The following is a 12927-nucleotide window of genomic DNA, read 5'->3' as shown; positions in this document are numbered from 1 at the left end:
CGAATCGGGCGGCCCTTGTAGCGTCACCGGAATGAAGGAGGCAACGCGGTTCCGCTGGCGCGTGGCGTTCGACGTGCTGCTCTGGGCCGCGTTGTGCGGGTTCGTCGTGCTCGACGGGCCGCTCGACCCGAACGTCTGGGAACTCGTCTACGGCCTGGTGTCGGTCACCCTCGCGATGGCCACCGCCCGCGTCTACCCGGCGTTCGCGCTGGCGGTGGCCATGGCGACGGCGCTCGTCATCGCGTTCGGCTGGGGCGGCCGGGTCGCGGTGTGGGAGTTCTTCCTGATCGTCGTGATCTCGTACCTGGCCGGTCTGCGGCTCGCCAGGGCGCGCGTGGCGATGATCTGTTTTTTCGCCATCGCGGTGGCCGGGATCCCGCTGGCCTTCCTGCCGAACACAGGATTCGACGCGTGGGGCGCGGTCCTCGGCACGCTCGCGTTCGCCGGGGTCGCGCCATGCCTGCTCGGGCGGCATGTGCGGCTGCGGCGAGAACTCGCGCAGGACGGGTGGCGTCGCGCGGAGGAGATGGAGAGCAGGCACCGGCTGGTCGCGCAGGAAGCACGGCTGCGGGAACGGGCCCGGATCGCCAGCGACATGCACGATTCGCTCGGCCACGAACTGAGCCTGATCGCGGTGCGGGCGGCGGCTTTGGAGGTCGACAGCGCGCTGGGCGACGAACAGCGCGAGGCCGCCGGACAGCTCCGGGCCGGTGCGGCCACAGCGACGGAACGGCTGCGCGAGATCATCGGCGTGCTGCGCGAGGACGCCGCGCCGGTCGAACCGGTGCAGGGCGACCTGGGGGAGTTGATCGACCGCGCGCGTGCGTCGGGGATCGAGATCGGGGCGCGGATCGACAACCTGGACGGCGCGCCTCCGATGGTCGCTCGGGCGGTCTACCGCGTGGTGCAGGAGGGGCTCACGAACGCGGCGAAGTACGCGCCCGGCGCGGCCGTCACGGTGGTCGTGACCAGCACCGCCGAGGCGACCGACGTCCGGGTGCGGAACGCGCCGCCGCCCGCCGGGCCGCTGCCCGGACGGTCCGGGCAGCGCGGGTTGATCGGCCTGCACGAGCGAGTGCGGCTGGTCGGCGGGAGCCTGACCGCGGGCCCGGCGGACGGCGGATTCGAGGTGGCGGCCAGCCTGCCGCACGACGCGGCGCCCGCGCCGGAGCAGGACGACGAGGTGATCGGGCAGGCCGCGCGCGAGCTGGAACGCGCCCGGCACGCGGTCCGGTCGAGCCTGGTGCAGGCGATCGTGGTGCCGCTGGGCCTGTTCGGGGTGGTCGTCGGCGGGGCCGGGGTGACGTTCCTGGTGCAGTGGTCGTCGTCGGAGCTGCCGCCGGATTCGTACGCGCGGATCCAGCTCGGCATGCCGCATTCGGCCGTCGAATCGATGCTTCCCGCTCGCCAGCGCACGACGCTGCCGTCGATCAACGTGCCGCCGCAGCCTTATCAAAGCGTCTGCGAGTACTACGGAGCCGGCCGGAGCTGGCTCAACTTCAACTACGCCGTCTACCGGCTGTGCTTTGTGGACGGCCGAGTGGCGAGCAAAGACCTTTACAGTGAGGACGAACCGTGATCCGCGTACTGCTGGCCGACGACGAAGCGATGATCCGCGCCGGCGTCGCCGCGATTCTGGCTTCGGACAAGGAAATCGAAGTGGTGGCCGAAGCCGGGGACGGCCGCGCGGCGGTCGAACTGGCGCGCGCGAACCGGCCGGACGTCGCGCTGCTCGACATCCGCATGCCCGGCCTCGACGGACTCGCCGCGGCCGAGGAAATCCGCAAGCTGCTGCCGGACACTGGCGTCCTGATGCTGACGACGTTCGGGGAGGACGAGTACATCGAACGCGCCCTCGGTCTCGGCGCGAGCGGATTCCTGCTCAAGGCGGGCGATCCGCGCGAACTGCTGGCCGGAGTGCACGCGGTCGCCGACGGCGCGGCCTTCCTGTCGCCGAAGGTCGCGCACCGGGTGATCACGCGGTTGTCCGGCAGCCGGTTCAGCCGGGCGGCGACCGCCCGCGAACGGGTGGGCGTCTTGACGAACCGGGAGCGGGAAGTGCTGGTGCTGCTGGCCGAAGGACTGTCCAATGCGGACATCGCGGCGCGGATGTTCGTGGTGGAGGGCACGGTGAAGGCGCACGTCAGCACGATCCTGACCCGGTTGGACGTGCGGAACCGGGTGCAGGCGGCGATTACGGCGTTCGAGGCTGGGCTGGTGTGAGCTTCGGCGGCTGCCAGCGGCTGATGCTGGCCCCGACCCGGGTGGTGACCGCCGCGGGCAGCAGCCGGGTGACGGCCGCCCGGAGCGCAACCGCCACCGGGTTGCGGAGGAGTGGCCCGGCGGCCCCGGCCTGAATCGACTCCCGCACGACCTTCTGCGTGCGAGGGCGGCGTTCGGCGTCGTAACGACGGAGTGCTTCGTCCACTGTGGACGTACTGAGGTGTGCAGCCAGGACCACCGCGTCCTCCAGCGCTTGGCAACCGCCTTGCCCGAGGAACGGCGGCATCGCGTGCGCGGCGTCCCCGAGGAGCGCGATGCGGCCACGGATGTAGCTGGGCAGCGGTGTCGCCAGGTGGTGCGTGTCGTGTAGCAGGATTTCCGGTGTGGCGTCGATGAGTTGCGGGATCGGGTCGTGCCAGCGTCCGTACTTCGCGCTCAGGTACGCACGGATGTCGTCGTGCCGGATTCCGGCTGGGCGGGCTTCGGAGACCCACCAGTAGACCTCGTCGTCCAGCAGCGGCAGGACGCCGACTTCGATCCCCGCCGCCCACGTCGTGCTCAACGCCTGCTTCAGCGGCAACTTGGCGATGCCGCGAAACGCCGCGCCACCGCTGTAAGTTGTTCGCGCGCCAGGGAATAGCGCTTGCCGGATCGGGCTGTTGATCCCGTCGGCCGCTACGATCACGTCAGCCTCGGTCGAGCCGGAATCGTGGTGCACCACCCCGTTTTGCTCGACGCTCGTCACCTCGACGCCGGTCCTCAGGCATTCGTCCGGCAGCGCTGACCGCAGGGTTTCGATCAGGTTCGCCCGGTGGATCGCGCCGAGCGGCAACCCGTGGCTGCGCACGAAGAGCTCAGCGTCCCAGCTGGCCAGCCGACGCCCGCGCCAGTCGACCAGTCCGCCGCCGCGCTGGGCCGAGATCCGCGGTTCGACACCCAGTTCGGCCAGTGCCCGCTGGGCGTTGGGCCACAACGAGATCCCCGCGCCGATCGCGGTGAACTCCGGTGCCCGTTCGAGCACCGTGACCTCCCACCCGACCCGGCGCAACCCGATCGCCGCCGCCAGTCCGCCGATGCCGCCCCCGACCACGACCGCGCTTCGCGAAGCCATGCCGACCTCCTCTACGTCTGTAGAGGACTCTACACCTGTAGTGTGCCGGGGGTGGAACGGATAGCTGTGATTGGCGACGCAGCCGTCGAGGTCATCGCGGCCGAGGGCATGCGCGGGCTGACTCACCGCGCCGTCGACCGAGCGGCCGGACTGCCCGCCGGCTCGACGTCGTACTACGCGCGCACCCGCGCCGCGCTGCTGGAACTGGCTGCGGACCGGATGATCGCGCTCGATCAGGCCGAGGTCGTCCCGCCGGAAGGGAAACTCGCGGAGTTCCTGGGCTCGATGGTGCACCGGTCGATCACTGCCGGCCGCACCCGAATGCTCGCGCGCTACGAGTTCGCGCTCGAATCGACCCGACGGCCGGAGTTGCGGGCCCGCTACGACGCCGGCGGGCTGGAATTGCGCCGGCGGTGCGCGGAAGTGCTTGCCGCCGCCGGTTCTCCGAGACCGGAGGACCACACCCGGGTGCTGATCGGGTGGCTCGACGGATCGATCTTCGACGCACTGGCAGGCACGGGCTCCGTCAACCCGCCGACCGAAGCCGAACTGGTTGCCGGAGCCCGTGCCGTGCTCGCCGGACTCGGCCTCCCCGGTGCCTGACAAAGTCCGTGAAGGACTCCTTGAGGGAATCTAATTCCCTCAAGGAGTCCTTCACGGACCACTGCCCCGGATCAGGCGTCGCGGCGGTTCAGCAGGGTGGTGCCAGCGGCGATCCCGGCGATCGCCCAGGCGAGGCAGACCAGCACGCCCACCCACGGCCCGTACGGCGGCAGGGTGTTGAGCAGCGGGTTCAGGTCTCCCGGCGGCACCATCGCGTTCATTCCGGCGAAGGCCGGGAAGTAATTCATCGCCTCCGGAAACACGTACGACGACATCAGCATCGGCAACGGCAGCAGCAGCACGATCACGACCACCAACGTCCCCGCCGCACTGCGCAGCACGAACGAAATGCCGAGGCACAGCACGCCGAGCAACGCGAAGTACGCTCCCATGCCCAGTGCGGTGATCGCCCCCTGTGACAGCGACGTGGAACCCCCAGCCCCACGCATCAGCACCGCGGCGACACCCATGCCCACCGCCGCGACCACCACGCCGTAAACGAACAGCACCGGCACCAGCACCGCTGCCTTGGCCGCGGTGACCCGGGCCCGCACCGGAACCCATTGCAGCGTCGAACGAATCGATCCGCTGGTGTACTCGCTGGTCACGAACAGCGTCGCGACTGCGAGCACGCAGAACTCGACCAGATAGATCGCCCCGGAGTTGACAATGCCGTGCGCGGACTGCTGCCGATCGTCGCCGACGTGCTGGGAGATCCCGGTGACAACGGAGTAGAACGCCATCAGCAGCACTCCGCCGATCAACGACAACCACGTCGCCCGCACCGACCAGAATTTGGTCCACTCCGCGGAAATAGCCAGCTTGGTCATGCCGTAACCCCGTATTCCACCGATCCGGCAGTCAGTTCCATGTACGCCTGCTCAAGCGAAGCGGTCCGTTCCGCGAGCCCGTGCAGCCGAACACCCAGTTCGTGAGCCAGATCCCCGACCTCGGCCACGGTCGCGTCGGCGACGATCAATTCGCTGCCCTCCCCGGGCAGCACCGACCAGCCGTTCCCCCGAAGCCGATCCGCGAGTTTCGCCTGCTCGGCCGGATCCGGCACGCGCACCGCGACCGAACGGCTCGAATTGCCCGCGATGAAGTCGCTGATCGCCGAGTCGGCGAGGATCGAGCCCTTGCCGATGACCAGCAACCGGTCCGCGGTCAGCTGCATCTCGCTCATCAGATGGCTGGACACGAACACCGTGCGCCCTTCGGCGGCGAGTGAACGCATCAGCTGGCGCACCCAGCGGACGCCGTCCGGGTCGAGGCCGTTGACTGGCTCGTCGAACATCAGCACACCGGGGTCGCCGAGCAGCGCGCCGGCGATGCCGAGCCGCTGGCTCATGCCGAGCGAGAACGTTCCGGTGCGCTTGCCCGCGACGTCGCTCAACCCGACCGTCGCGAGTACTTCCTCGACGCGGCTCGAGGCGATTCCGTTGCTGCGCGCCATCGCGAGCAGGTGTTTGCCCGCGGTGCGTCCGGGATGTACGGCCTTCGCGTCCAGCAACGCCCCGACCTCCCGCAGCGGAAACCGCAGTTCCGCATACGGTTTGCCGCGGATCAGGGCATCGCCGGCGTCCGGGCGGTCGAGGCCGACGGTCATCCGCATGGTGGTGGACTTGCCCGCGCCGTTCGGGCCGAGGAACCCGGTCACCGTGCCTGTCTCGATGACCGAGGTGAGGCCGTCGACCACCGTTTTCTGGCCGTAGCGCTTCGTCAATCCGCGAAACGTGATCATAGGGCGAAGTCTGCGCCCGGGCGGGGTGCGCGGGCATCGGCCGACCGTCCCGGACCAACCCCGACTTTAGGCAGGGGTCAGCGTGACCTGCGGGCGGTGTGCCTGGTCGGCTTGGCGGTGGCGGGGTCCTCCGGCCACGGGTGCTTCGGGTAGCGGCCGCGGAGGTCGGCGCGCACCGCGGCATACCCGGTGCGCCAGAAGGATTCGAGATCGGCGGTGACCGCGGCCGGACGGCCGGCGGGCGACAGCAGGTGCAGCACCACCGGCACTCGGCCGTCGGCGAGCGATGGTGTCTTGGTCCAGCCGAACGTTTCCTGCAGCTTCACCGCGAGCACTGGCTGGTCGCCTCGGTAGTCCACGCGGTAGTGCGAACCGGACGGGACTTCGAGCCGGTCCGGGGCGAGTTCGTCGAGCCTCGCCGCCTCGGGCCAGGGGAGCAGGCCGCGCAAGGCGGTTCCGGCGTCGACGTTCGCCAGATCGGCCCGGCGGCGGACTCGCGAGAGATCCAGCCAAGTGTCTACATCGGACAGAAGAGATTCGTCGGACACTGACGGCCACGGTTCGCCCAGCACGCGGTGCAGGAAGGCCAGACGTTCGCGGAGCCGGGTTCCGTCTTGGCTCCAGCGCAGCAAGCCAAGACCTTCAGCGCGGAGCCCGGCAACCACCGCGTCGTGGACGAGCTGTGGATCTGGGTTGCGCAAAGGCTTCTCCGACAACACAATCGCACCCAGGCGGCGGACGTGCCGGGCGACGACATCGCCATCCCAATGCACTTCGTCCACTTCGGACACCAAAGCTGGCGCGGCTTGAATCGCCAGCGCTTCGTCGGCGGTCGCGGCGAGCCGGATGGTGCCGTGCACGCGGCCCGGGTCGCGGGTGGCTTCGGCGACGGCCAGCCATTCGGCGTCGCCCAGTCCGCTGCCGCTGGGCAGTTCGGCCGCGGTGCCGCTGGCCATCAGATACACCGGTGCTGACCCAGTGCGCCGCCGCGCCAAGCGTTCCGGATGCGCGAGGGCGACGACTAAGGCGGCGTCCGGGGAAGTTTTCGACGGCGAATTGACCAAGGCCGCCAACCGTTTCGCGTCCCGCTGCCATCGGCGGGCCGCGTCGTCGTGCGCGGAACGGAGCCGTCGCAGTTCGGCTTCGACATCGGTCAGCGTCGCTCCGGAATCAAGCAGCGCAACGACTTCCGCGGCAGCGCGGGCTCCGACGACCTCAGCGCCGTCCAGCAACGCGCGCGCCAGCCTGGGATGCAAGCCGAGGTCGGCCATCTTCTGCCCGCGCGGCGTGACAGTGCCGTCAGACGTCGTCGCGCCGAGCGTGCGGAGCAGGCTTCGCGCGGCAGCAAGCGCGCCTTCGCCGGGTGGGTCCCACCAGGCGAGCCCGGTTCCGTCCGGTGTGGACCAGCAGGCGAGTTCCAACGCGAACCGCGCCAGTTCCGCGGTGCGGATTTCCGGTTCCGGGTACGCGGGCAGTGTCGCTTGCTCGTGCTCCGGCCAGCAGCGGTACGCGCGGCCCGGCGCTTCACGGCCCGCTCGACCGGCGCGTTGTTCCGCCACTGCGGCCGAAACCCGCACCGTGGCGAGCCCGGCGAGACCGCGCCGGTGATCGACCCGGGGGACACGCGCGAGACCCGAATCCACCACTGCGCGGACACCAGGCACGGTCAGGCTCGACTCGGCGACGGCGGTCGCGAGAACCACCCGGCGCCGGTCGCGAGGTCGCAACGCTTCGTCTTGCCGGGCAGCGGAAAGCCGCCCGTGCAGCGGCAGGACATCGGCGTCCAGCGAACTCAGCAACGCCGACGTACGCGCGATTTCTCCCGCGCCAGGGAGAAACGCGAGCACATCACCGTCTCCTTCGGACAGTGCTTTCCGGACTGCCGAAGCGACCGAGGCTTCCGGACGTTCCCCACGTGCCGGAGCGCGATAACTCAGCTCGACCGGGTACGTGCGGGCGTGTGCGGTGATCACCGGAGCGTCGCCGAGCAGCTCGGCCAGCCGTCCGGACGCGACCGTCGCCGAGGTCGCGAGCAGCCGGAGGTCGTCGCGCAACCCAGCTCGGACGTCGAGGAGCAACGCGAGCAGCAGATCGGCGTCGAGATGGCGTTCGTGGCATTCGTCCAGCAGCACCGTCGACACCCCGGCCAGCTCGGGATCGTGCTGCACCCGCCGCACGAGCAGCCCCGACGTGACCACCTCGATCCGCGTGCGCGACGACACCTTCCGGTCGCCGCGCACGGCGTACCCAACCGTCTCGCCGACCGGTTCGCCCAGCAATGCGGCCATCCGCCCGGCCGCGGCCCGAGCAGCCAGCCGACGCGGTTCGGCGACCACGACGCGTCCTTCGCCGCGGTTCAGCGCGAGCGGCACGAGCGTGGTCTTGCCGGTGCCGGGCGGGGCGACCAGCACCGCGGCGCCGTGGTCGTCGAGCGCGCTCAGCACGGACGGCAGCACCGCGCGGACAGGCAGGTCCGGCAGCGAGGCGAGGTCGGTCACTGCTCGGTGATCTCCGGTGGATTCGGCAACGGATAGTTCGACGGCCCGATGTTCGTCTCCAGCGACTTCCGCCAGGCCCCGGTCGACACCATCTTCCGGATGGCGTCGTCCACCGCGTGCTGGCCCTCGGTGTCGCCCTTGCGCAGGCCGATGCCGTACCGCTCAGTGGAGAACGGGCGGCCGACCACCTTCAGCAGCTCCGGGTTCTGCGCGGCGTACCCGGCGAGGATCACCGCGTCCGTGGTCATCGCGTCGACCTGGTTGGCCAGCAGCGCGGTGACGCAGTCCGGATAGCGCGGATACTCGACCAGCTTCACCATCTGCGCGAACTTGTCCCTCACCATCTGCGCGGACGTCGAGCCGGTGACCGAGCAGAGCCGCTTGCCGTTGAGGCTTTCCGGGCCGGTGATGTCCGGCGAGGTGAGCCGTACCAGCAGGTCCTGGCCGGTGCTGAAGTACGGGCCGGCGAAACTCACCCGCTGTTTGCGCTTGTCGGTGATCGAATAGGTGGCCACGACCAGGTCGACCGCGCCCGAGGTGAGGTCGGTTTCGCGGCGGGCCGGGGTGGTCTCGTGCCAGGTGATGCGGTCGGGTTCGACACCCAGCTCGCGTGCGACGAAAGTAGCGACATCGACGTCGAAACCGGCGAGCCTGCCGTCGACGGTCCGCTGCGAAAGACCCGGCGCGTCGAACCGGATTCCGATGGTCAGGTGGTTGCCGTCACGCGCCCGGGTGGGAAGCGGATCGTCCTTCGATACCGTCGACGATCCGCAAGAGATGCAGCTGACCAGCAGAAACGCGGTGGCGAGCACAGCGCGTAACCGCATCGGTGCCTCCGCTTCGCCGGTTGGCTGCTCACATAGTTCTCAGGTCAGACGGCTAGCCTAAGCGCGTGCGCCGACTGCCCCAACCTGTACTCGACACCATCGGCACGCTCGCCCGGCTCGGGCTGGCTGCCGTATGGCTCGTATCCGGCGGCCTGAAGATCGCCGACCCGGGGCAGACGTACATCGCCGTGCAGGCCTACGACGTGCTCCCGCACGCGCTGGTGCGCCCGGTCGCCACCGGGCTGCCGCTGCTGGAGCTGGTGCTCGGGCTGCTGCTGCTCGCCGGGCTGGCCACGCGCTGGATCGCGGGAGCCTCGCTGCTGCTGCTGGCCGTGCTCGTCGCGGGCATCGCGCAGTCGTGGGCGCGCGGGCTGAGCATCGACTGCGGCTGCTTCGGCGGCGGCGGGCGCGTGAATGCCGGGCAGACCGAGTACCCGCAGGAGATCCTGCGGGACACCGGCTTCGCCCTGCTCGCGGTGTGGCTGCTCGTCCGGCCGCGCACGTGGTTCTCGGTCGACGGCTGGCTCGGCTGGGGCAAGGGCAGGGATTCCGGGAACGCCGGGAACCCGGCCGAGGCCCCGGACGACTACCCCAAGAGCATCGCGGAAGGGAATTAGGAACAGTGGGTGGAGCTGCGCGCAACGCGCGGAAAAGCCGGCAGCAGGCGGCGGCCGCGAGGTCGGTCGCCCAGGCGCGGGGCTCGGGGAGCGACCGGAACAAGATCATCGCGGTGGTGGTCGCCGTCGTGGTGGTCGCCGCGCTCGTGATCGGCGGCGTGCTCTGGATCAACTCGAGCAAGAACGCCACACAGGACAGCGCGATCCAGCCGGGCGCGACGCCGTCGCTCGGGCAGGGCGTGGTCGAGAAGCGCGAGGGGACCGCGGTGTCGGTCGGCAAACCGGGCGCGCCGAAGACGATCGACCTGTACGCCGACTTCCTGTGCCCGTACTGCGCCAAACTGCAGCAGGACTTCGGGCCGCGGATGGAGAAGGCGATCAACGACGGCCAGCTCACCGTGCGCTACCACATGGTGATCCTGCTCAACAAGAACTCGGACCCGCCGGGCTACTCGCTCGACTCGGCGAACGCCGCGCTCGCCGCCGCCGACCAGCAGAAGTTCACCGCGTTCCACGACGCGCTGTTCAAGAACCAGCCGCCGGAAGGCGGTCGCGGGTACGACAAGGCCCAGCTGATCAAGCTCGGCCAGGACCTCGGGATCACCGACGCGAAGTTCGCGCAGACGGTCAACGCCGGCACCTACGACCAGCAGCTGCAGGCGGACTTCCAGCAGATCCAGAACGACCCGAAACTGCAGCAGGACTTCGGCAACGGCCAGGTCGGTTTCGGCACGCCGACGATCGCGGTCGACGGCAAGGCTGTCCGGGCTTCCGGGGACTGGCTGACGAAGATTCTCAACGGCTGACCTGATCCGGTCAATTCGCCTGTCCGGGCACAACCCGTCCGCTAACCTGGGCCGCAGGGTTCAGGGGAGGGGCGGGTTGTGTCCGGTTTTCATGTCGACGACGGCGCGTACGAGAACTACGCGAAGCAGGTCGACCCACTCGGCGACGAGGTGCGCGCCGCGGCGAAAGCGCATCTTGGTCCGCACGTGACGCTGTCCGGCGACGGGTTCTCGGCGATCGGCGACGAATCCGGGTTCGCCGGCGCGTACGGCGCGCGGATGCGGGCGTTGCAGGAACGGATGCACGCGCTCGGCGGCGGCTGGCATGACGTCGGCGAGGCCGCTCGGCGCACCCAAGGCAATTACGCCGCGGTGGAGCAGGAACACGGCGACGCTTTGCGCAGGCTTTCGTGAACGCTCCGGTTGACCACCTGGTCCGCAACGGACTGGACACCACTAATCAGTTCGCGGCCAAGCTGAAGCACGACCCGTCGGCGATCCATGGCGCGCGCGACGGGCATGCCGCGCTGCAGACGTCCGTCGGCCAGGCCAATCAGCACGCGGGCAGCCAGCGGGTGAACCTGGCGCAGGCCAGTTCCGGGGCGACCTCGGAGCGTGCGGTCGCGACGTCGAAGGATCTGGAGAAAGAAGTCCAGGACCTTCTCGACGAGAGCGCGGAAATCGAGCGGGCGGTCGCCGAGGCGGCGGAGACGCTGCACGTCGGCGAGATCCGCAACGATCAGGTCCGGGACCAGATTCTGCGGGAAATCGCGTCTTCGATGAAGGCACTGGCGGCGGTCAACGGGATCCAGCCGCCGGAGAGCCGGGCGGCCGCGGCCCGGCAGATCCTGTTGCAGCTGCAGACGAAGATCGGCGAGCTGACCGGACAGGCGGCGACGTTCACCGAGGAGACGCTCGGCAAGCTGACCGGACTGGGACAGCGGCTGGGCGGATCCGAATCGACTTCCGCGAGCAGCGCGACGACCTCGGTGCCGCAGGCGTTCAACAACAACGGCTCGCACGTCAGCCACGGTGGTGGCGGGGGCGGTGGCGACAGCGGCGGTGGAGGCGGCGGTGGGTACGCCGGGAAACCGCGGTTGCCGGTGGCCGTTCCGCCGCAGCCGGGCAGTGGCGTCGGGATCAACCTGCCGGGCGGGAAAACCGTGATGGCGCCTAATGAGACCGCGGCTAAAGCGGTCCGGGCGGCGTTGTCTCAGTTGGGTGTTCCGTATGTGTGGGGCGGGACCGCGCGCGGGCAGGGGCTCGACTGCAGCGGGTTGACGATGACGTCCTATCAGGACGCTGGGTTGCAGTTGCCGCGGACCGCGAAGCAGCAGACGGTCGGGGCTGAGGTGCCGTCGATTGATCAGTTGCTGCCGGGGGATTTGGTGGTGTGGTCCGGGCACGTCGCGATGGTGATCGGCGACGGGCAGATGGTCGAGGCCGGGGATCCGGTGCAGATCAGCAAGATCCGCACGACGAACGCCGGGCAGCAGTTCATTGGGTTTTACCGGCCGACGGGGTGAGTGGTGGCTGAATTCAACATGGATCGCGCGGTGGCGCGGGTGATGGAGGAGGCTTCCCGGACCGGGGAGGCGGCTGCGGCTCGGTTCGAGCGGGCCGGGCCGGTGGTGGGGAAGGCTGCTGCCGGTGGGGTTTCGGTCGAGGTCGCGCCTGGTGGTTTGTTGACTGGGTTGACGTTGACGCGGGCTGCGTTGCGGAGCGGGTCGGAGGCGGTGGCTTCGCAGATCCTGGAGTTGTCGCGGCGGGCTGAGCGGCGGGCTGGGGATCGGATGCATCAGGTTTTGGCGCCGGTGCTGGGGGCGGAGGCTGTGTCGGCGTTGGGGTATGCGGCGTTGGCTGAGGATGATCCGGATTTTTACGACGAAGAGCCGGTGGTGTTGTGAAGACCCGGGAGCTTATTGAGCTGGCGCGCGATCGGGAGGCGGCGTTGGCGCAGGTCGCTTCGGTGATGACGGAGGCGCGGGGGTCGGCTCATGCGTTGGATGGGTCGGTTCAAGTGACTGTGGACGCGTTGGGGGCGTTGAAGCGGTTGTGGCTGGCACCGTCTGTTGTGGACGGTGATCCTTCGCGGGTTTCGGCGCTGGTGCTTGAGGTTGTGCGGGTTGCTATGGCTGAGGCTGAGCAGGATTGTTACAACCGGGTCGGGTTGTTGCTGGGGGAGGAGGCGGGGTTGCTGGTTGAGGCGTTGTCGGGGCGGGCGGCTCCGGCTCGGGTGGCGGGGGATGATCCGGGGATGACGGTGGAGGAGTTTCAGCGGTTGCGGGCGGAGAGGGTGGGGGAGAGGCGGTTTTCTGCTCCTGCTTCGGGTGTGTCTGCTGTGGAGGATGAGGGGTGGGAGGATTTTGATCCGGCTTCGTTGCGGTCGGATCGGTGAGGGTGCAGCCGGCGGCTCGTCGCCTGGCGGCGACATTGCGCCTCGGTGAGTTGGGGGCACCCCGAAGCTGATTGTGACGACGGACGGCGGGTGCTTGTCAAGGCGGGAAAGATACCTTGACAAG

At 69.5% G+C, this 12927-nt stretch carries 14 protein-coding genes; 9 read left to right on the top strand and 5 right to left on the bottom strand.

From position 1 onward, the window contains the following. The first annotated feature begins 31 nt into the window (after positions 1-31). Together ACWGIC_RS30500 and ACWGIC_RS30495 are read left to right on the top strand one after the other, a co-directional pair. Positions 32-1579, top strand: a complete 1548-nt coding sequence (locus ACWGIC_RS30500; protein ID WP_452079363.1) for a sensor histidine kinase — start codon at positions 32-34, stop codon at positions 1577-1579. Continuing rightward, complete coding sequence (locus ACWGIC_RS30495) at positions 1576-2223, top strand: response regulator (RefSeq protein ID WP_452079362.1); 648 nt, start codon at positions 1576-1578, stop codon at positions 2221-2223. Before ACWGIC_RS30500 ends, ACWGIC_RS30495 begins: the two co-directional genes overlap by 4 nt. On the opposite strand, the gene ACWGIC_RS30490 is transcribed toward ACWGIC_RS30495, so the two are convergent. Continuing rightward, entirely contained in the window at positions 2195-3334 is a 1140-nt protein-coding gene (locus ACWGIC_RS30490) for an FAD-dependent monooxygenase (RefSeq protein ID WP_452079361.1), read from the bottom strand. The two genes, ACWGIC_RS30495 and ACWGIC_RS30490, sit on opposite strands and share 29 nt — an antisense overlap. Positions 3335-3442: 108 nt before the next feature. Between ACWGIC_RS30490 and ACWGIC_RS30485 the strand changes: the two genes are divergently transcribed. After that, a complete protein-coding gene (locus tag ACWGIC_RS30485; RefSeq protein WP_452079395.1) occupies positions 3443-3937 on the top strand; it encodes a TetR/AcrR family transcriptional regulator in 495 nt (164 codons plus the stop codon). A 71-nt stretch (positions 3938-4008) separates the two neighbouring features. On the opposite strand, the gene ACWGIC_RS30480 is transcribed toward ACWGIC_RS30485, so the two are convergent. The 4 genes from ACWGIC_RS30480 to ACWGIC_RS30465 all read right to left on the bottom strand — a co-directional run bounded on the left by ACWGIC_RS30480 (position 4009) and on the right by ACWGIC_RS30465 (position 9003). Further along, a complete protein-coding gene (locus ACWGIC_RS30480; protein WP_452079360.1) occupies positions 4009-4767 on the bottom strand; it encodes an ABC transporter permease in 759 nt (252 codons plus the stop codon). Next, positions 4764-5678, bottom strand: a complete 915-nt coding sequence (locus ACWGIC_RS30475; RefSeq protein ID WP_452079359.1) for an ATP-binding cassette domain-containing protein — start codon at positions 5676-5678, stop codon at positions 4764-4766. Before ACWGIC_RS30475 ends, ACWGIC_RS30480 begins: the two co-directional genes overlap by 4 nt. 77 nt (positions 5679-5755) lie before the next feature. Then, complete coding sequence (gene hrpB, locus ACWGIC_RS30470; RefSeq protein WP_452079358.1) at positions 5756-8176, bottom strand: ATP-dependent helicase HrpB; 2421 nt, start codon at positions 8174-8176, stop codon at positions 5756-5758. Next, positions 8173-9003 (bottom strand): glutamate ABC transporter substrate-binding protein, encoded by an 831-nt coding sequence (locus tag ACWGIC_RS30465; RefSeq protein ID WP_452079357.1) that lies wholly within the window; start codon positions 9001-9003, stop codon positions 8173-8175. The genes hrpB and ACWGIC_RS30465 overlap by 4 nt, the downstream gene beginning before the upstream one ends. Before the next feature lie 98 nt (positions 9004-9101). Here ACWGIC_RS30465 and ACWGIC_RS30460 point away from each other — a divergent pair, with 98 nt between their 5' ends. The 6 genes from ACWGIC_RS30460 to ACWGIC_RS30435 all read left to right on the top strand — a co-directional run bounded on the left by ACWGIC_RS30460 (position 9102) and on the right by ACWGIC_RS30435 (position 12803). Next, a complete protein-coding gene (locus ACWGIC_RS30460) occupies positions 9102-9620 on the top strand; it encodes a MauE/DoxX family redox-associated membrane protein (protein ID WP_452079394.1) in 519 nt (172 codons plus the stop codon). A gap of 5 nt (positions 9621-9625) precedes the next feature. After that, positions 9626-10426, top strand: coding sequence for a DsbA family protein (locus ACWGIC_RS30455; protein WP_452079356.1), 801 nt, complete (start codon positions 9626-9628; stop codon positions 10424-10426). A gap of 78 nt (positions 10427-10504) precedes the next feature. After that, a complete protein-coding gene (locus ACWGIC_RS30450) occupies positions 10505-10819 on the top strand; it encodes a hypothetical protein (protein WP_452079355.1) in 315 nt (104 codons plus the stop codon). Next, positions 10816-11931 (top strand): C40 family peptidase, encoded by a 1116-nt coding sequence (locus ACWGIC_RS30445; RefSeq protein ID WP_452079354.1) that lies wholly within the window; start codon positions 10816-10818, stop codon positions 11929-11931. Before ACWGIC_RS30450 ends, ACWGIC_RS30445 begins: the two co-directional genes overlap by 4 nt. Continuing rightward, on the top strand, positions 11932-12312 hold the full coding sequence (locus tag ACWGIC_RS30440; protein WP_452079353.1) for a YbaB/EbfC family DNA-binding protein: 381 nt from the start codon (positions 11932-11934) through the stop codon (positions 12310-12312). It abuts the gene before it with no gap. Beyond that, a complete protein-coding gene (locus ACWGIC_RS30435; protein ID WP_452079352.1) occupies positions 12309-12803 on the top strand; it encodes a YbaB/EbfC family nucleoid-associated protein in 495 nt (164 codons plus the stop codon). Before ACWGIC_RS30440 ends, ACWGIC_RS30435 begins: the two co-directional genes overlap by 4 nt. Positions 12804-12927 lie beyond the last annotated feature (124 nt).

It is taken from the genome of Amycolatopsis sp. NPDC054798, assembly GCF_053611505.1.
The sequence above is the reverse complement of the archived record's forward strand: the minus strand, read 5'-3'. Positions and strand labels throughout refer to the sequence as shown.

Excerpts from the sequence above, each read along its gene's own strand:
- ACWGIC_RS30500 (WP_452079363.1), top strand. The coding sequence starts at position 32 with ATGAAGGAGGCAACGCGGTTCCGCTGGCGCGTGGCGTTCGACGTGCTG.
- ACWGIC_RS30475 (WP_452079359.1), bottom strand. The coding sequence starts at position 5,678 with ATGATCACGTTTCGCGGATTGACGAAGCGCTACGGCCAGAAAACGGTG.
- ACWGIC_RS30490 (WP_452079361.1), bottom strand. The coding sequence starts at position 3,334 with ATGGCTTCGCGAAGCGCGGTCGTGGTCGGGGGCGGCATCGGCGGACTG.
- ACWGIC_RS30480 (WP_452079360.1), bottom strand. The coding sequence starts at position 4,767 with ATGACCAAGCTGGCTATTTCCGCGGAGTGGACCAAATTCTGGTCGGTG.
- ACWGIC_RS30465 (WP_452079357.1), bottom strand. The coding sequence starts at position 9,003 with ATGCGGTTACGCGCTGTGCTCGCCACCGCGTTTCTGCTGGTCAGCTGC.
- ACWGIC_RS30485 (WP_452079395.1), top strand. The coding sequence starts at position 3,443 with ATGCGCGGGCTGACTCACCGCGCCGTCGACCGAGCGGCCGGACTGCCC.